This window comes from Ramlibacter algicola, from assembly GCF_016641735.1.
GTDB lineage: Bacteria > Pseudomonadota > Gammaproteobacteria > Burkholderiales > Burkholderiaceae_C > Ramlibacter > Ramlibacter algicola.
This window is the reverse complement of record NZ_JAEDAO010000001.1, coordinates 3690801-3708159: the sequence shown is the minus strand read 5'-3', so window position 1 is coordinate 3708159 and position 17359 is coordinate 3690801. Positions and strand designations below refer to the sequence as shown.

Annotated in this window: 18 protein-coding genes; all 18 read left to right on the top strand. The window is 69.6% G+C overall.

Features of this window, described 5'->3' with window-relative positions:
- Window positions 1-38: 38 nt before the first annotated feature.
- Window positions 39-2438: a 3-hydroxyacyl-CoA dehydrogenase/enoyl-CoA hydratase family protein gene (locus tag I8E28_RS18175; RefSeq protein ID WP_200790446.1), complete on the top strand. Its 2400-nt coding sequence runs from the start codon at window positions 39-41 to the stop codon at window positions 2436-2438.
- 4 nt (window positions 2439-2442) lie between these two features.
- Window positions 2443-2637, top strand: a complete 195-nt coding sequence (locus tag I8E28_RS18170) for a DUF559 domain-containing protein (RefSeq protein ID WP_200789622.1) — start codon at window positions 2443-2445, stop codon at window positions 2635-2637.
- A 142-nt stretch (window positions 2638-2779) separates the two neighbouring features.
- Complete coding sequence (locus I8E28_RS18165; RefSeq protein ID WP_200789621.1) at window positions 2780-3985, top strand: acetyl-CoA C-acyltransferase; 1206 nt, start codon at window positions 2780-2782, stop codon at window positions 3983-3985.
- Between the two features lie 62 nt (window positions 3986-4047).
- The gene (locus tag I8E28_RS18160; RefSeq protein ID WP_200789620.1) at window positions 4048-4914 is read left to right on the top strand and encodes an alpha/beta hydrolase family protein; all 867 of its coding nucleotides are present in this window, start codon (window positions 4048-4050) and stop codon (window positions 4912-4914) included.
- Window positions 4911-5720, top strand: coding sequence for an acyl-CoA thioesterase (locus I8E28_RS18155; protein WP_200789619.1), 810 nt, complete (start codon window positions 4911-4913; stop codon window positions 5718-5720). Before I8E28_RS18160 ends, I8E28_RS18155 begins: the two co-directional genes overlap by 4 nt.
- A 2-nt stretch (window positions 5721-5722) precedes the next feature.
- Window positions 5723-6451 carry an SDR family oxidoreductase gene (locus I8E28_RS18150; RefSeq protein ID WP_200789618.1) on the top strand — a complete coding sequence of 243 codons (729 nt, stop codon included), beginning with the start codon at window positions 5723-5725 and terminating at the stop codon, window positions 6449-6451.
- A 5-nt stretch (window positions 6452-6456) separates the two neighbouring features.
- Window positions 6457-7047 (top strand): 2-hydroxychromene-2-carboxylate isomerase, encoded by a 591-nt coding sequence (locus tag I8E28_RS18145; protein WP_200789617.1) that lies wholly within the window; start codon window positions 6457-6459, stop codon window positions 7045-7047.
- A 25-nt stretch (window positions 7048-7072) separates the two neighbouring features.
- Window positions 7073-7843: an enoyl-CoA hydratase gene (locus I8E28_RS18140; RefSeq protein WP_200789616.1), complete on the top strand. Its 771-nt coding sequence runs from the start codon at window positions 7073-7075 to the stop codon at window positions 7841-7843.
- A gap of 3 nt (window positions 7844-7846) precedes the next feature.
- Window positions 7847-8491: a glutathione S-transferase family protein gene (locus tag I8E28_RS18135; protein WP_200789615.1), complete on the top strand. Its 645-nt coding sequence runs from the start codon at window positions 7847-7849 to the stop codon at window positions 8489-8491.
- 184 nt (window positions 8492-8675) lie between these two features.
- Window positions 8676-10442, top strand: a complete 1767-nt coding sequence (locus I8E28_RS18130) for a methanol/ethanol family PQQ-dependent dehydrogenase (protein ID WP_200789614.1) — start codon at window positions 8676-8678, stop codon at window positions 10440-10442.
- On the top strand, window positions 10442-11275 hold the full coding sequence (locus I8E28_RS18125; RefSeq protein WP_200789613.1) for a quinoprotein dehydrogenase-associated putative ABC transporter substrate-binding protein: 834 nt from the start codon (window positions 10442-10444) through the stop codon (window positions 11273-11275). The genes I8E28_RS18130 and I8E28_RS18125 overlap by 1 nt, the downstream gene beginning before the upstream one ends.
- Before the next feature lie 110 nt (window positions 11276-11385).
- Window positions 11386-11949 carry a c-type cytochrome gene (locus I8E28_RS18120; RefSeq protein ID WP_239027266.1) on the top strand — a complete coding sequence of 188 codons (564 nt, stop codon included), beginning with the start codon at window positions 11386-11388 and terminating at the stop codon, window positions 11947-11949.
- Window positions 11946-12983, top strand: coding sequence for a cytochrome c oxidase subunit II (gene coxB / locus I8E28_RS18115; protein WP_200789611.1), 1038 nt, complete (start codon window positions 11946-11948; stop codon window positions 12981-12983). Before I8E28_RS18120 ends, coxB begins: the two co-directional genes overlap by 4 nt.
- The gene (ctaD, locus tag I8E28_RS18110) at window positions 12980-14938 is read left to right on the top strand and encodes a cytochrome c oxidase subunit I (RefSeq protein WP_200789610.1); all 1959 of its coding nucleotides are present in this window, start codon (window positions 12980-12982) and stop codon (window positions 14936-14938) included. The genes coxB and ctaD overlap by 4 nt, the downstream gene beginning before the upstream one ends.
- On the top strand, window positions 14935-15549 hold the full coding sequence (locus I8E28_RS18105; protein WP_200789609.1) for a cytochrome c oxidase subunit 3: 615 nt from the start codon (window positions 14935-14937) through the stop codon (window positions 15547-15549). The genes ctaD and I8E28_RS18105 overlap by 4 nt, the downstream gene beginning before the upstream one ends.
- Window positions 15550-15561: 12 nt before the next feature.
- Window positions 15562-15894, top strand: a complete 333-nt coding sequence (locus I8E28_RS18100; RefSeq protein WP_200789608.1) for a hypothetical protein — start codon at window positions 15562-15564, stop codon at window positions 15892-15894.
- Entirely contained in the window at window positions 15867-16760 is an 894-nt protein-coding gene (locus tag I8E28_RS18095) for a cytochrome c oxidase assembly protein (RefSeq protein ID WP_200789607.1), read from the top strand. The genes I8E28_RS18100 and I8E28_RS18095 overlap by 28 nt, the downstream gene beginning before the upstream one ends.
- A gap of 158 nt (window positions 16761-16918) precedes the next feature.
- Window positions 16919-17278 (top strand): YciI family protein, encoded by a 360-nt coding sequence (locus I8E28_RS18090; RefSeq protein WP_200790445.1) that lies wholly within the window; start codon window positions 16919-16921, stop codon window positions 17276-17278.
- The last annotated feature ends 81 nt before the right edge of the window (window positions 17279-17359 follow it).

Sequence of the window (17359 nt, the reverse complement as noted above, 5' to 3'; positions counted from 1 at the left end):
AACGCGCCGCCCTCGCGGCGGGCCAGCAAGGAGGACGCATGTCCCGCTTCCAGGTGAAGAAAGTCGCCGTGCTCGGCGCCGGCGTGATGGGCGCGCAGATCGCCGCGCATCTCGTGAACGTCAAGGTGCCGGTGGTGCTGTTCGACCTTCCCGCGAAGGAAGGCCCGAAGAACGGCGTGGTCACCAAGGCCGTCGAGGGGCTGAAGAAGCTCAAGCCCTCGCCGCTGGGCGTGGCGGACGACGCTGCGCTGGTCCAGCAGGCCAACTACGAGGAGCACATGGAGCTCCTGCGCGAGTGCGACCTGGTGATCGAGGCGATCGCCGAGCGCATGGACTGGAAGCTGGATCTCTACAAGAAGATCGCTCCCTTCGTCGCGCCGCACGCGATCGTCGCGTCCAACACCTCGGGCCTGTCGATCACGAAGCTGTCCGACGCGCTGCCCGAAGCGATCAAGCCGCGCTTCTGCGGCATCCACTTCTTCAACCCGCCGCGGTACATGTACCTGGTGGAGCTGATCGCCACGCCGGCGACGCAGCCGAAGATCCTCGACGACCTCGAGACCTTCGTCACCAGCGTGCTGGGCAAGGGTGTCGTGCGCGCCAAGGACACGCCCAACTTCATCGCCAACCGCGTCGGCATCGCCGGCATGCTGGCGACGATGCGCGAGGTCGAGAAGTTCGGCCTGACCTACGACGTGGTCGACGACCTGACCGGCAAGAAGCTGGGCCGCGCGTCCAGCGGCACGTTCCGCACCGCGGACGTGGTCGGCCTGGACACGATGGCGCACGTCATCAAGACACTGCAGGACACGCTCAGCGCGGAGACGGACCCGTTCTACGGGAGCTTCGCCACGCCCGAGGTGCTGAAGAAGCTGCTCGAGCTCGGCAATCTCGGCCAGAAGACGAAAGCCGGCTTCTACAAGAAGGCCGGCCGCGACATCCTGCGCTTCGAGCTGGACAGCGAGACCTACGTGCCCGCCGGCGAGAAGGCCGACGAGGTGTACGGCCGCATGCTGAAGAAGCCGGCCGCCGAGCGCCTCAAGCTCCTGCGCAACAGCACCGGCCCGCAGGGCCAGTTCCTGTGGTCCATCCTGCGCAACAGCTTCCACTACGCCGCGGTGCACCTGGCGACGATCGCCGAGACGGCGCGCGACGTCGACTTCGCGATGCGCTGGGGCTTCGGCATGAAGCAGGGCCCGTTCGAGCTCTGGCAGGAAGCGGGCTGGTTGCAGGTCGCACAGTGGATCCAGGAAGACATCGACGCCGGCAAGGCGCTGTCGAAGGCGCCGCTGCCCAAGTGGGTGTTCGAAGGCCCGGTCGCGAAGGCCGGTGGCGTGCACACGCCCGAGGGTTCGTTCAATCCCACCAGCGGCCAGTTCGAGCCGCGCCGCGTGCTGACCGTGCATGCGCGCCAACTGTTCCCGGAAGCCGTGCTCGGCAGCGATGCGCCGAAGTGGCAAACCGCCGGCCGCACCGTGCACGAGGACGACACGGTGCGCCTGTGGACGCTGGACCACGACGTGCTCATCGCCAGCATCAAGACCAAGATGCACGCGATCAGCCCCGAGCTGTGCGAAGGCCTGCAACTGGCGGTCGACACCGCGGAGAAGGACTTCGCGGGCCTGGTGATCTGGTCGGGCGACGAGATGTTCTCGGTCGGGGCGGACCTGCAGGTGATGCTGCCGGCGTTCATGGCCGTGGGCGTCAGCGCCATCGAGGACGCCGAAGGCTTCATGCAGCAGACCATGCTGAAGCTGCGCTACGCCGGCGTGCCGGTCGTGTCCGCGATCCGCGGCATGGCGCTGGGCGGCGGCTGCGAACTGGCCGTGTACTCGCACAAGCGCGTCGCGGCGATGGAAAGCTACATCGGCCTGGTGGAAGTCGGCGTCGGCCTGGTGCCTGGCGCGGGTGGCCTGACGTACATCGCGCGCCGCGCCGCCGAGATGCAGGCGCAGAGCACGCACAAGGACCTGCTGCCGTTCCTGACCGAAGGCTTCACCGCCGCCGCGATGGCCAAGGTGGGCACCAGCGCGCTCGAGTCGCGCAAGCTGGGCTACCTGCTGGACAGCGACGTCATCGTGCCGAACAAGGACGAGCTGCTGTATGTCGCCATCGCGGAAACAAGGGCGATGGCCACCACGGGCTGGCGCGCGCCGCTCAAGCGCCTGTTCCCCGTCGCCGGCCGCAGCGGCAAGGCGACGATCCAGGGCCAGCTGGTGAACATGCGCGACGGCGGCTTCATCAGCCAGCACGACTTCCGCATCGCATCGCTGATCGCGAACGTCGTGACCGGCGGCGACGTCGACACGGGCACGCTGGTGAGCGAGGAGTACCTCATGACGCTGGAACGCCAGGCCTTCTGCGAACTCGTGCAGCACCCCAAGACGCAGGAGCGGATTTTGGGGATGCTGTCCACCGGGAAGCCGGTGAGGAATTAAGCATGTGGAAAGCTGGAAGTTCCGCAGACAGCATCCCATCGGGCCGTTTTTCGCCGACTTTGCCTGCGTCGAACCGGGGCTGGGGATCGAGCTGGATGGTGGGCAGCACGCGGAAGCCGAAGCACAGGACGCCAGGCGACAGCGGTTCATGCAGGAAGAAGGGTTCCGGACGCTGCGGTTCTGGACCACGACGTGCTGAATGAGACGGATGCGGTGATGGAAGCGATTCGCCAGGTGGCGGAGTCCCTCACCCCCACCCTCTCCCGCAAGCGGGAGAGGGAGCAAGACAACGGAACGCTCCCCCGAGTGAGGGAGAGAGCCAGACAGGACAGGAGCCAGTCATGAAACAAGTCCAGGACGCCTACATCGTCGCCGCCACCCGCACGCCCATCGGGCGGTCGCACCGCGGCTTTTTCCGCAACATGCGGCCGGACGACCTGCTGGCGACGGCGCTGCGCTCGGCGTTGGCGCAGGTGCCCAACCTCGACCCGAAGTCCATCGAGGACATCGTGTGCGGCTGCGCGATCCCCGAGGCACAGCAAGGCCTGAACGTCGCGCGCATCGGCGCGGTGCTCGCCGGGCTGCCCAAGAGCGTCGGCGGCATCACGGTCAACCGCTTCTGCGCGTCCGGCCTGTCGGCGGTGCAGATGGCGGCCGACCGCATCCGCGTGGGCGAAGCCGACGTGATGATCGCCGCCGGCACCGAGAGCATGAGCATGGTGCCGATGATGGGCAACTCGCCGTCGCTGTCGCCCACCATCTTCTCCAACCCCGACGACATCGAGAGCTACGGCATCGCCTACGGCATGGGCCTGACGGCCGAGAAGGTGGCGCAGCAGTGGAAGGTGGGGCGTGACGCGCAGGACGAGTTCGCGTACGCCTCGCACATGAAGGCGATCGCGGCGATGAAGGCCGGCGAGTTCGCTGACGAGATCACGCCGGTGGAAGTCGCCGAGCGCTCGGTCGACCTGGACAGCGCCGAGGTCGCGGTGAAGACCGGCACGGTGGACCTGGACGAAGGTGCGCGCCCCGACACCACCGTCGAAGGCCTGGCCAAGCTGAGGACGGTGTTCGCCGCCCGCGGCAGCGTCACGGCGGGCAACAGCTCGCAGACGTCCGACGGTGCCGGCGCGCTCATCCTCGTCAGCGAGGCGGCGCTCAAGCGCTACAACCTCGCGCCGCTGGCGCGCTTCGTCAGCTACGCCAGCCGCGGCGTGCCGCCGCACATCATGGGCATCGGCCCGGTCGAGGCGATCCCGGCCGCGCTGAAGGCCGCGGGCCTGAAGCAGGACGCCATCGACTGGATCGAGCTCAACGAAGCGTTCGCCGCGCAATCGCTGGCCGTGATCAACACGCTGGGCCTGGACGCCTCCAAGGTCAACCCGATGGGCGGCGCGATCGCGCTGGGCCATCCCTTGGGGGCGACGGGGGCTATCCGGTCCGCGACAGTGGTGCACGCGCTGCGCCGCAAGAATCTGAAGTACGGCATGGTGACCATGTGCGTCGGCATGGGCCAGGGGGCCGCCGGCATCTTCGAGCGCGTCTGACGCGCCGCACGCAAGGCCACCGCCCGGTGGCCTTTTTTCTTGCCCGTGGAGGAACGCTCGGGATGAAGCAGGAGCAGTTGCGCACGCCGGACGGCGCGCAGATCACGGTCCGCAGCTGGGACCCGGCCGGGCAGCCCCACGGCAGCGTGGTCATCGGCGGCGCCATGGGCGTGCGCCAGGACTACTACGCGCCGTTCGCCGGCTGGCTGGCGGCGCAGGGCTGGCGCGTCACCACCTTCGACTACCGCGGCCATGGCCTGTCGCTGCCCGAGGGCCAGGCGATGCGCGACGTCGACGCCGACCTGTTCGACTGGGCGCGCGACTACGAAGCCGTCATCGACCACGCGCACGCCGCGCTGCCGCAAGCGCCTCTGCATCTCATCGGCCACAGCCTCGGCGCGCAGCTGCCCGGGCTGCTTCGCAACCAGCACAAGGTGGCGGGCCTGCTCAGCGTCGCCGCGGGCAGCGGTTACTGGCGCGAGAACGCGCCGCGGCTGAAGCGGACGATCTGGTACTTCTGGTGGGTGCTGGTGCCGCTGGCGACGCGCCTGTGCGGCTACTTCCCCGGCAAGCGCCTGAAGAAGGTCGGCGACCTGCCCAAGGGCGTGATCCTGCAGTGGCGCCGCTGGTGCCTGGACCCGCGCTACAGCGTCGGCGCCGAAGGCGAGCAGGTGCGCCGGCAGTACGCCAGCGCGCGCTTCCCGCTGCTGGCGCTGTCGATCACCGACGACGAGCTGATGACGCTGCGCGGCACGCATAGCCTGGTCGGCCTGTACGAGAACGCGCAGCACGAGGTCGTGCGCCTGGCGCCTGCCGACGTGCAACAGCGCCGCCTCGGCCACTTCGGTGCCTTCCGCGCCTCGCAGCAGGCGGCGCTCTGGCCGCGCATGCTGCAGTGGCTGCACACCCTGTCGCCGGCCACCGCATGACATCGCATCCCTTCGACGCCGCGATCGCGCTCACGCCGTCCGGCGACCACGCCTGGACCGGCCACACCAGTGCCGCCTACGGCAACATGGTGGGGCCCTTTGGCGGCGTGATGGCCGCACAGGCGCTCGGCGGCGTGCTGAAGCATCCGCAACTGCTCGGCGAGCCGGTCGCGCTGACGATCAACTTCGCGGCGGCGATGGCCGACGGCCCGTTCGAGGTCCATGCGCGTCCCGCGCGCACCAACCGGTCCACCCAGCACTGGACGCTCGAGGTGCGCCAGCAGGGCGAGGTGGTCCTCACCGGCACCACGTTCACCGCGCTGCGCCGCGACACCTGGGGTGCGGTCGAACATGCGATGCCGCGCGTTCCACGCCCGCAGGACGTGCCGATCGCGCAAGGCCCGAAGCGCGTCGAGTGGGTCAACCGCTACGAGATGCGTTTCATCGAAGGCGGCCTGCCCGCCGCCTGGGACGGCCGCGACCTGGGCGAAAGCCGCACGCGCCTGTGGCTGCGCGACGCGCCGGCGCGGCCGCTCGACTTCGCATCGCTCACGGCACTGGCCGACGTGTTCTTCCCGCGCATCTGGCGTCGCCGCTCGGTGCTGGTGCCGATCGGCACGGTGACGATGACCGTCTACTTCCATGCGGGCGCGCAGCAGCTGCGCGACGCGGGCGAGGGCTACCTGCTCGGCCAGGCGCAGGCGCAGGCCTTCCGCGGCGGCTATTTCGACCAGTCCGCGCAGTTGTGGACCGAGGCGGGTGACTTGCTGGCCACCTCGCACCAGGTCGTCTACTACAAGGAGTGACCATGGCCCAGGACAAGGCCTGCCTCGTGGTCGGCGCCGGCGACGCCACCGGCGGCGCCATCGCGCGCCGCTTCGCACGCGAAGGCTATGTGGCGTGCGTCACGCGCCGCAACGCCGACAAGCTGCAGCCGCTGGTCGATGCCATCGTGGCCGACGGCGGCCGCGCGCACGGCTTCGCCAGCGACGCGCGCAAGGAACATGAAGTCGTCGAGCTCGTCGAGAAGATCGAGTCGACCGTCGGCCCGATCGAGGTGCTGGTGTTCAACATCGGCGCCAACGTGCGCACGCCGGTGGTGGACGAGACGGCGCAGCGCTACTTCAAGATCTGGGAAATGGCCTGCTTCGGCGGGTTCCTCAACGGCCGTGAAGTGGCCAAGCGCATGGTCACCCGCGGCCGCGGCACCATCCTGTTCACCGGCGCGACCGCGTCGCTGCGCGGGGGCAAGGGCTTCGCGGCGTTCGCGGGCGCCAAGGCCGCGCTGCGCGCGCTGGCGCAGAGCATGGCGCGCGAGCTCGGCCCGCAGGGCATCCACGTCGCGCACGTCGTGATCGACGGCGCCATCGACACCGCGTTCATCCGCGACAATTTCCCCGAGCGGTACGCGCTCAAGGCGCAGGACGGCATCCTGCAGCCGGACCACATCGCCGGCCAGTACTGGATGCTGCACCAGCAGCCGCGCGACGCCTGGACCCACGAGCTGGACCTGCGCCCCTGGATGGAGGCTTTCTGAACGACATGGCCAAGGAATTCGACTTCTACTTCGACGTCGGCAGCCCCGCCGCCTACCTGGCGTGGACGCAGGTGCCGAAGCTCGCGCGCGAGACGGGCGCGACGGTGCACTACATGCCGTTCCTGCTGGGCGGCGTGTTCCAGGCCACCGGCAATCGCTCGCCGATGGAAGTGCCGGCCAAGAGCGCGTGGATGAACGAAGACCTCGCGCGGTTCGCGCAGCGCTACGGCGTGCCGTTCCGCCACAATCCGCACTTCCCGATCAATACGCTGATGCTGATGCGCGGCGCGCTGGGCCTGCAGATGCGCGACCCCGAGCGCCTGCTGCCGTACGGCGACGCGGTGTTCCGCGCGATCTGGGTCGACGGGCGCGACATGAACGATCCGGCCACCGTCGCGGGCGTGCTGCAGGAGGCGGGGTTCGACCCGCAGCAACTGTTCGCGCTGACGCAGGACCCGCTGGTCAAGGACCACCTGAAGACGGTGACGCAGGACGCGGTGGCGCGCGGCGTGTTCGGCGCGCCGACCTTCTTCGTCGGCGACCGGATGTTCTGGGGCCAGGACCGGATGGAATTCGTGCGCGAGGCGCTGGCCTGACGCACGCAGACAAGGAGACAGACGAATGACGCAGGACATCCTCACCCACGCCGAAGCCGGCGTGATGACCATCACCCTCAACCGGATCGAGCGCAAGAACTCGATCACGGTGGCGATGTACGCCGCGCTCGCCGATGCGGTCGCCCGCGCGCGCGACGATGCGTCGGTCCGGGTCGTGGTGCTCCAGGGCCACGAGACGGTCTTCAGCGCCGGCAACGACATCGGCGACTTCCTCAACCAGCCGCCATCGTCGGGCGAGGAGGCTCCGGTGTTCCGCTTCCTCAAGGGCATCGCCGAATTCCCGAAGCCGCTGCTGGCCGCCGTGTGCGGACCGGCTGTGGGCATCGGCACGACCATGCTGCTGCACTGCGACCTGGTCTACGCGGGCGACAACGCGGCGTTCTCGCTGCCGTTCGCCAGCCTGGGCCTGGTGCCGGAGGCGTCGTCCAGCCTGCTGGTGCCGCAGATGTTCGGCTACCACCGTGCCGCCGAAGCGCTGTTGCTGGGCGAGCCCTTCATGGCCGAAGCGGCGCTCGAAGTCGGCCTGGTCAACCGCGTGCTGCCGCCGACCGAAGCGAATTCGTATGCGCAATCCGTGGCGCGCAAGCTGGTTGCCAAGCCGAGCACTTCGCTGGTCGAGACCAAGCGCCTGATGAAGAAGGGCCAGCAACAGGCGGTGCTGCAGCACATGCAGGAGGAGGGCGCGGTGTTCGCCCGCATGCTGCGCGAACCCGCGGCGCGCGAAGCCTTCACCGCCTTCATGGAAAAGCGCAAGCCCGACCTGTCGAAGTTCTGAGCCATGGCCGCGAACGAGTACGTCCTCTACGGGGCCAAGGGCTCCGGGTCCGCCTCCGTCGAGGCGGCATTGCACCTCGCGGGCCTGCCGCACCGCATCGTCGAGGCCGCGCAGTGGCTGCCGGAGTCGGCGTACGGCGAACTGCTGAAGGTCAACCCGCTCGGGCAGGTCCCCACGCTCGTGTTGCCCGACGGGCAGGTGCTCACGGAGAGCGCGGCCATCCTCATCCACCTGGGCACGGCGATCGCGGCGCCGGGCGTGCTGATGCCGGCCGACGCCGCGCAGCGCGCGCGCATCCTGCGCGGGCTGGTGTTCATCCCGGCCAACTGCTACAGCGCGATCACCATCCTCGACTATCCCGAGCGCTTCCTCGAGCCCGCCGACGACGCGATGAAGGAAGCGCTGCGCACCGGCACGCGCAAGCGCCTGCACCTGCATTGGGAGATGTTCGCCGACCAGTTCGGCGGCGGCACGTTCCTGCACGGCGACGCGCCCGGCGCGTTGGACCTGTTCGCCGCCGTTGCGTCGCGCTGGTCCGGCACGCGCAAGCACCTCGAAGAGCGCCACCCCGCCTTCCACGCGCTGGTCCAGCGCATCGACGCCCATCCGCAACTGGCGCCCGTGTTCAAGCGTCATTGGGACAACTGACCGACGCCTGACCGCGTGTCGGCGGCGGCCTTGCGGCCAGGTCAGCCATTGCCCACACCGCGCCTGATCGCGCCCCGGAGTGGGGTGCTCCTGGCTAGACTCATTTGCACAAACACATCGCACGGCGGACCACCGCCGGCGTGAGGCGCACGCGCGCCGGGGATGAGGGGCACGAGGAGATCGGATGAGGTGTCTCGTGCTTGCGCTGGCCGGCCTGCTCGCCGGCACCGCGGCGTTGGCGCAGCCCCAGGCGGACGGCCAGTGGACGATGGCGGCACGCGACCACGCGAGCACGCGGTTCTCGCCGCTGGCCGAGGTCACGCCGGCCAATGCGGCGCAACTGCAGCTGGCCTTCAGCTTTCCCACCGGCCTGTCGCGCGGGCACGAAGCCGCGCCGATCGTGGCCGAGGACACGATGTTCATCGTGGGCCCGTACCCGAACCCGCTGTTCGCGCTGGACCTCACCAAGCCCGGCGCGCCGTTGAAGTGGCGCTTCGACCCCAAGCCGCACCCGAGTTCGCAGGGCGTCGCGTGCTGCGACACGGTGAACCGGGGCGCGGCCTACGACAAGGGCCGGCTGTTCTTCAACACGCTCGACAACCAGACGATCGCCGTCGACGCGAAGACCGGCAAGGAGCTGTGGCGCACCCAGCTGGGCGACATCAAGAAGGGCGAGAGCATGACCATGGCGCCACTGGTCGTGAAGGACAAGGTGCTGGTGGGCAACGCGGGCGGCGAGTTCGGCGTGCGCGGCTGGCTCACGGCGCTCGACGCGGCGACGGGGACGATCGCCTGGCGCGCGTACAGCACCGGGCCCGACAAGGACGTGCTCATCGGGCCGGACTTCAAGCCCTTCTACAAGAGCGACCAGGGCAAGGACCTGGGCGTGACGACCTGGCCGTCGGGGATGTGGAAGATCGGCGGCGGTACCGTGTGGGGCTGGGTGTCGTACGACGCCGAGCTCGACCTCGTCTACTACGGCACCGGCAACCCGGGCCCCTGGAACCCGGAGCAGCGCCCGGGCGACAACAAGTGGACGTCGGGCGTGTTCGCGCGCAAGCCCGACACCGGCGAGGCCGTCTGGTACTACCAGCTCAGCCCGCACGACCTGCACGACTACGACGCCGTCAACGAGAGCATCCTCGTCGACCTCGACCTGCAGGGCAGCAAGCGCAAGGTGCTGCTGCGTCCCGAGCGCAACGGCTACGTGTACGTGATGGACCGCACCACGGGACAGGTGCTGTCGGCGACGCCGTTCGTGCACGTCACCAGCAGCCTGGGCGTGGACCTGCAGACCGGCGCGCTCAAGTACAACCCGGCGAAGGACGCGCGCATGGGCGAGACCGTGCGCAGCATCTGTCCTGCTTCACCCGGTGCCAAGGACTGGCAGCCGGCGGCCTGGTCGCCGCGCACGCGCATCCTCTACATCCCGCACCAGAACCTCTGCCAGGACGCCTCCGTCTACGAAGCGAGCTACATCGCCGGCACGCCCTTCGTCGGCGCCGACGTGAAGATGTACGCCGGCCCCGGCGGCCACCGCGGCGTGTTCACGGCGTGGGATCCCGTCGCGGCGCGCAAGGTGTGGGAAGTCAAGGAAGACTTCCCCGTGTGGAGCGGCGCGCTCGTCACCGCCGGCGACGTCGTCTTCTACGGGACCATGGACGGCTGGTTCAAGGCGCTGGATGCGAAGAGCGGCAAGGAACTGTGGAAGTTCAAGACCGACTCCGGGATCATCGGCCAGCCGGTCACCTATCGCGGCCCGGACGGCAAGCAGTACGTCGCCGTGCTCGCCGGCGTCGGCGGCTGGGCCGGGGCCATCGTGTCGGGCCGGCTCGACCCGCGGGACGGCGGCGCGGCGGCCGGCTTCGTGAACGCGATGCGCGACCTGCCCGAGCGCACCAAGGCGGGCGGCAAGCTCTACGTGTTCGCGCTTCCGGGGAGTGGCAAGTGATGCGCCTTCTCGCCTTGCTGGCTGCCGTCGTCGTGGCTCCGGCGTTCGCGCAGCCGATCGAAGCCTTGCGCACGCCGCCGGTGAAAGTGCATGCGCCCAGCGACGTCCTGCGCGTGTGCGCCGATCCGGACAACCTGCCGTATTCGCGCGCCGACGGCAGCGGCTTCGAGAATCGCATCGCGCGCCTGCTGGCGATGGACCTCGGCGTCGACCTGCAGTTCGCGTGGCTGCCGGACCGGCGCGGCTTCGTGCGCAAGACGCTCGGCGCGGGCGACTGCGACGTGCTCATCGGCGTGCCGGCGGGCTTCGAGCGCGTCGCGCCGACCCGGCCGTACTACCGCTCCAGCTACGCGTGGGTGCAGCGCGAAGGCGCGGGCGAGCCGCCGTCCAGCTTCGACGACCCGCAGCTCGCGGGCCGCCGCATCGGCATCCAGCTGATCGGCGACGACCAGGCGACGTCGCCACCCGGCTTCGCGCTCGCGCGGCATGCGGCGGGAGCGCATGTGGTCGGCTTCCCGATTCCCGGCGACAAGCCGGCGGCGCAGCGCATCGTCGAGGCCATCGCCGCCGGGGAACTCGACGCGGGCATCGTGTGGGGGCCGCAGGCCGGCTACTTCGCCAAGCGTGCGTCGGTGCCGATGCGCGTCGCGCCGATGGCCGCGCCGCCGGACCTGGCGCGCGTGCAACCGTTCGCCTTCGAGATCGCCGTCGGCGTGCGCCGCGGCGAGGACGCACTGCGTCAACGCGTCGACGAAGCGCTGGTGCGGCATCGGGCCGAGATCGACACCATCCTCGCGGAGTACGGCGTGCCGCGGGTGGAGGGGACGCCATGAGCCGCCTGTCGTCATTCCCGCGAAGGCGGGAATCCACCGCTCCCGCCTGGCACGAGCATGCGAACGGAACCGGTGGGTCCCCGCCTCCGCGGGGACGACGGGTCGGTGCGTTGCTGATCCTTTCGCTCGTCGTCGCCCTCGCCGCCTGCGAGCGCGAGGAGCGCACCTTCCGCACGCCGCTTCCGAACGCAACGCCGCAGCAGGCCGGGGAGCGGCAGTCCGCCAACCAGCCCGCGCAGCCGCGCACGGACCTGGTCCGCAACGCCGCAAGCCCGCGCAGTCCGTACGAAGGCAATGCCTACGGCGTGGCGCAGGGCAAGCGCCTGTACCGTTGGTACAACTGCGGTGGCTGCCACGCCAACGGCGGGGGCGGCATGGGACCGGCGCTGATGGACGAGCACTGGCGCTATGGCGGCGAGCCGGCCCAGATCTTCCAGAGCATCGTGCAGGGCCGGCCGAACGGCATGCCCTCGTTCGGCGGCCACATCCCCGAGGACCAGGTCTGGCAGATCGTGGCCTACGTGCGCTCGATGGGCGGGCAGCTGCGCAAGGACGTCGCGCCCTCGCGGTCCGACACGATGTATCCCGGCGAGGCGGAGAACGCGCGGCCGAAGATGCCGATCAAGCCCGAGATCCTGCCGCCCGAGCAGCCCACCGGAGGGCCGCAGCAATGAAGCGCCTCGCCGTTGTGCTCGCGTTGTCGGCGCTGGCTGCCGCCGTGCTCGCCGCCACGCCGACGCCCGATGCCGCGCACCAGGTGTTCGAGCCGATGGGCCCGCAGGCCGGCCACATCGGGCAGCTGTGGAACCTGTTCGTCGCGATCTGCGCCGTCGTGTTCGGCGTCGTGCTCGCGGTGCTGCTGGTGGCGCTGTGGCGCGCGCCGCGGGCGCCGCACACCGCGCCCGGTGACGTGTCGCCGCTGGCGGACCCCGAGCGTCGCGCGACGCGCCGCGTCGGGCTGGGCGTCGGCGCGATCACCGTGCTGCTGCTGGTGCTGGTGGTCGCCAGCGTGTTCACCGACCGCGCGATCGCGCGCCTGTCGCTCAAGGATGCCGTGTCGCTGGAGGTCACCGCGCACCAGTGGTGGTGGACGGTGAAGTACCTCGATGGCGAGCACGTGTCCGACCGCGTCGAGACCGCCAACGAGATCCACGTGCCCGTCGGCCGCCCGGTGATCGTGCAGCTGCGCTCCGACGACGTGATCCACAGCCTGTGGCTGCCGAACCTCGCAGGCAAGCGCGACCTGATCCCGGGCCGCACTGCGATGGTCACCTTCCGCGCCGACCAGCCCGGCGTGTACCGCGGCCAGTGCGCCGAGTTCTGCGGTTACCAGCACGCGCTGATGGGGCTGCTGGTGGTGGCCGAGACGCCCGAGCGCTACCAGGCCTGGCTGCAGGCGCAGCGCCAGCCGGCGCAGCCACCGACGGACGCGCAGGCCGTGCGCGGTCGAACGGTGTTCGAATCGACGGCCTGCGCGATGTGCCACACCGTGAACGGCACGCAGGCGCAGGGCAAGAAGGCGCCCGACCTCACGCACGTCGCGTCGCGCTCGACGCTGGCGGCCGGCACGCTGCCGAACACGCGCGAGGCGCTGGCGGACTGGATCCGGGATCCGCAGAAGCACAAGCCCGGCACCAACATGCCCGCGGTGCCGCTGTCGCGCGAAGACCTGGACGCCGTCGTGACTTACCTGGGGAGCCTGCGATGAGGGGACCGCTGGGCGAGCAGCCCGACGAGAGCGGCGCGCACCTGAAAGATGGCGCACCGGCCGGCAGTGCCGCGGCGCTGGCGCTGGACCGCACCTGGTCCGACCCACCCGGCCTGCTGGGCTGGTTCTGCGCCATCAACCACAAGACGATCGCCACGCGCTTCCTCGTCACCACGCTCGCGTTCTTCGCGCTCGGCGGGTTGCTCGCGGCGGCGATGCGATTGCAGCTGTCGCGGCCGGAGAACGGCCTCATGGGACCGGATCTCTACAACCAGGTCTTCACCATGCACGGCTCGACCATGATGTTCCTGTTCGCCGTGCCGGTGATGCAGGCCATGGCGACCTACTTCGTGCCGCTGATGATCGGCGCGCGCAGCGTGGCGTTCCCGCGCATGAACGCCTACGCGTACTACGTCTTCCTGGCAGGCGGGACGATGCTGTGGATCGCGTTCGCCTTCAACAGCGCGGGCGACGCCGGCTGGTTCGCGTACCCGCCGCTGTCCGGCCCGGACTACTCGCCGGGCAAGCGCATCGACTTCTGGGCGCAGATGATCACGTACACCGAGCTCGCGGCGCTGCTGGAGGCGGTGGTGGTCATCACGACGGTGTTCAAGCTGCGCGCGCCGGGCATGACGCTGGGCCGCATGCCGTTGTTCGTGTGGGCGATGCTGGTCACCGCGTTCGCCGTGCTGTTCGCGATGCCGGCGGTGATGCTTTCCAGCACCGCGCTGCTGCTGGACCGGCTGGTCGGTACGCACTTCTACAACCCGGCCGAGGGCGGCGACGCCATCCTGTGGCAGCACCTGTTCTGGTTCTTCGGCCACCCCGAGGTCTACCTGATCTTCATGCCCGGCCTCGGGTTCATGTCCGCGATCATCTCCACCTTCACCAAACGTCCGGTCTTCGGCTACACGGCGATGGTGCTGTCGCTGATCGCCACCGCGTTCCTGTCGTTCGGCCTGTGGGTGCACCACATGTTCGCGACCAACCTGCCGGACCTGGGCAAGACCTTCTTCACCGCGGCCAGCATGCTGATCGCGATCCCCAGTGCGACGCAGATCTTCTGCTGGCTGGCGACGATCGGCGGTGGCCGCCTGGTGCTGCGCACGCCGATGCTGTACGCGCTGTCGTTCTTCTTCATCCTCGTGATCGGCGGCATGACCGGCCTGATGCTCGCATCGGTGTCGCTGGACACGCAGGTGCACGACACCTACTTCGTCGTCGCGCACCTGCATTACGTGCTGATCGGCGGCGCGGTGTTCCCGTTGTTCGGCGCGCTCTACTACTGGTATCCCAAGTTCACCGGCCGCGTGATGTCGGAGAAGCTGGGCAAGGCGTCGTTCTGGACCATGTTCGTCGCCTTCAACGTCGCCTTCTTCCCGATGCACGTGCTCGGCCTGCAAGGGATGCCGCGGCGCATCTACACCTACCAGTCCGGCATGGGCTGGGACGGGCTGAACCTGCTGTCGTCGATCGGCTCGTACGCGTTCGCGTTCGGCATCTTCCTGACCCTGGCCAATGCGATCCGGAGCCGGCGCGCCGGTGAGGTCGCGGGACCGGATCCATGGGGTGCGGGCACGCTGGAGTGGGCGACGGACTCGCCGCCCGCGCCGCCGAACTTCCACCGCATTCCCGTGGTGCATGGTCCGTATCCGCTGTGGGAAGTGCCGCCGGCCGGCGCGCCGACCCACGTCGCGGGGCTCTCCGCCGGCATTCGAGAGCACCTGATCACGACCGTGATCGACGCGAAGCCCGACCACCGCACCACCTTCCCCGCGCCGACGCCCTGGCCCTTCGTCGCGGCCATCTGCACGACGATCCTGTTCACCGGCCTCGTGTTCACGCCCTGGGCGGTCGTGTGGGGGACGATCCCGGTCGCGATCGCGCTGACGATCTGGTTCTGGCCCAAGCGCGCCGAAGTGCGCCGGGCGCTGGCAGTGGAGAAGGCGTCATGAGCGAAGTGGCGCGCGACGGCACGGCGCTGGACGTCTCCGCGCTGCCGACCGTGGTGTTCTCCCACCGCACCATGATGTGGTGGGGCACGCTGGGCCTGATGGCCGTCGAGGGCACGGTGTTCGCGCTCGCGGTCATGACCTACTTCTACCTGCGCAGCCACGCGGACAACTGGCCGCTGGGCGTGAAAGCTCCCGACCTGCTGTGGGGCACGGTGAACACCGTGATCATGCTGGTGAGCCTGGTGCCGAACCACTTCACCAAGAAGGCCGCCGAACGCTACGACCTGGCCGGCGTGCGGCTGTGGCTCTGGGTGTCGATCGCCGTCGGCGTGGCGTTCCTCGGGGTGCGGGTGCTGGAGTTCGCGTCGCTCAACGTCCGCTGGGACACCAACGCCTACGGCTCCATCGTCTGGATGCTCCTGGGCCTGCACACCACCCACCTCGTGACCGACGTCTTCGATTCGATCGTGCTGGGCGTGCTGTTCTTCACCGGCCCGCTGGAAGGCAAGCGTTACACCGACGTCAGCGAGAACGCGTTCTACTGGTACTTCGTGGTGTTCTCGTGGCTGCCGATCTACCTCGTCCTGTACTGGGGCGCCCGCGCCACCTAGGGGAGCCACCGCATGCCCACGTTCCTCGGACTCCTCATCGCGCCTTCCATCGCGCTGGGCGCGCAAAGCCTGATGTTGTCGCTGGTGACGCCGCAATGCTCGACGCAGACGCGCGTTGCGCTGCACGCGGTCGCGGTCCTGGCGTTCCTGCTCACCGCCGCCTGCGCGCTGCTCTCGCGCCGCGACTGGCGCCTGCATGCGATGCCGTCGGATTCGGCGACGCAGGGGCCGGACGAGACGCGGCGCTTCCTGGCCGCATCGGCGACGGCCGTCGCAGCGCTGTCCGCCTTGCTGGTCCTCGTGATGTGGTTCGCCGCATGGGTCCTCTCGCCCTGCTTGCCCTGACGCTGCTGCCGGCAGCAGCGCTCGCGCACGTGCCGGAAGCGGCGCCTGCGGCCGTCTCGCCGTGGCAGTGGAATTTCGCGCCCTGGCTGGTCGGGTCGCTCGTGTTCGCGCTCGGCCTGTACCTGCATGGCGTGCGGCGCCTGTGGGCACGGGCAGGGCAGGGGCGTGGCATCCACGGCAGCACCGTGGCCGCCTTCGTCGCCGGCTGGCTGACGCTGGTGCTCGCGCTCGTGTCGCCGCTGGACACGCTGGGCGGGCAGCTGTTTTCCGCGCACATGGTGCAGCACGAACTGCTGATGGTCATCGCCGCGCCGCTGGTGGTGATCGGCCGCCCGCTCGCCGCCTGGACCTGGGCCTTCGAGCCGGGCGTGCGGCAGGCCCTGGGCCGGTTCACGCAGAGCGGCCCCGTCGGGGCGGTGTGGTCCACGCTCACCGATCCCGTCGTCGCCTGGGGGCTGCATGCGCTCGCGCTGTGGCTGTGGCACGTTCCGTCGTTCTTCAGCGCCGCGTTGACGCACGAGGGCCTGCATGTGCTGCAGCACGCGAGCTTCCTCGGCACCGCGTTGTTCTTCTGGTGGGCCGCGCTCGGCCACGACGCCCGCCAGTCCATCGGCACCGGCCAGGCCGTCGGCCTGCTGTTCACCACCATGCTGCACACCGCCGCCTTGGGCGCGCTCCTGAGCCTCGCCCCGACGGCCTGGTACGAGCCCTACATCGCGACGTCCAACGCACTCGGCATCGACCCGGTCGAGGACCAGCAGCTCGGCGGCCTCGTGATGTGGGTACCGGCGGGACTGGCGTACGTCGTGTCGGCGCTGGTGCTGCTGGGACGGCTGCTGGTGCGGCAGGGGGCGGCGAAGGCTTGAATCCGCTCTCATTCCGCACGTCTGTCATTCCGGCGAAAGCCGGAATGACAAAGATGGAAGCGATGCGTCCCCGCCTCCGCGGGGATGACGACGAGGCTGGGCGGACGGCCCCGGATTTCCGCCTTCGCGGGAACGACAAGGTCGCGCAGAATGCCGGCATGGCTGCCTACATGCTCCTCATTGTCGAAGACCCGGCCCAGCGGGCCACGCGCACGGAAGCGCAGGGCAAGCAAGTGTTCGACCGCATGCTCCAGTTCGCCGACGAGCTGAAGCGGCGCGGCAAGCTCAAGGCGGTGGAGTCGCTCAGCTCGCCGGACGCGAACGCGGCGCGCGTGCAGGTGCGCAACGGCGCGGCGCGGCTCGTCGATGGCCCGTTCGCGGAAGCCAAGGAGATGGTCGGCGGGTTCTTCCTCGTGGAAGCGGCGGATCGCGACGAGGCGATCGCGATCGCGCGCGAGTGCCCGGCGGCACAGTGGGCCACCGTCGAGGTGCGCGCCACCGGGCCCTGCTACACCTGAGGCAGCGCGTCTAGGGTTTTACCTAGGCGCCGGCGTTGTCGATTTCCGGTCCGCTCGCACGTCGTGCAAGTGAGGGGCGCC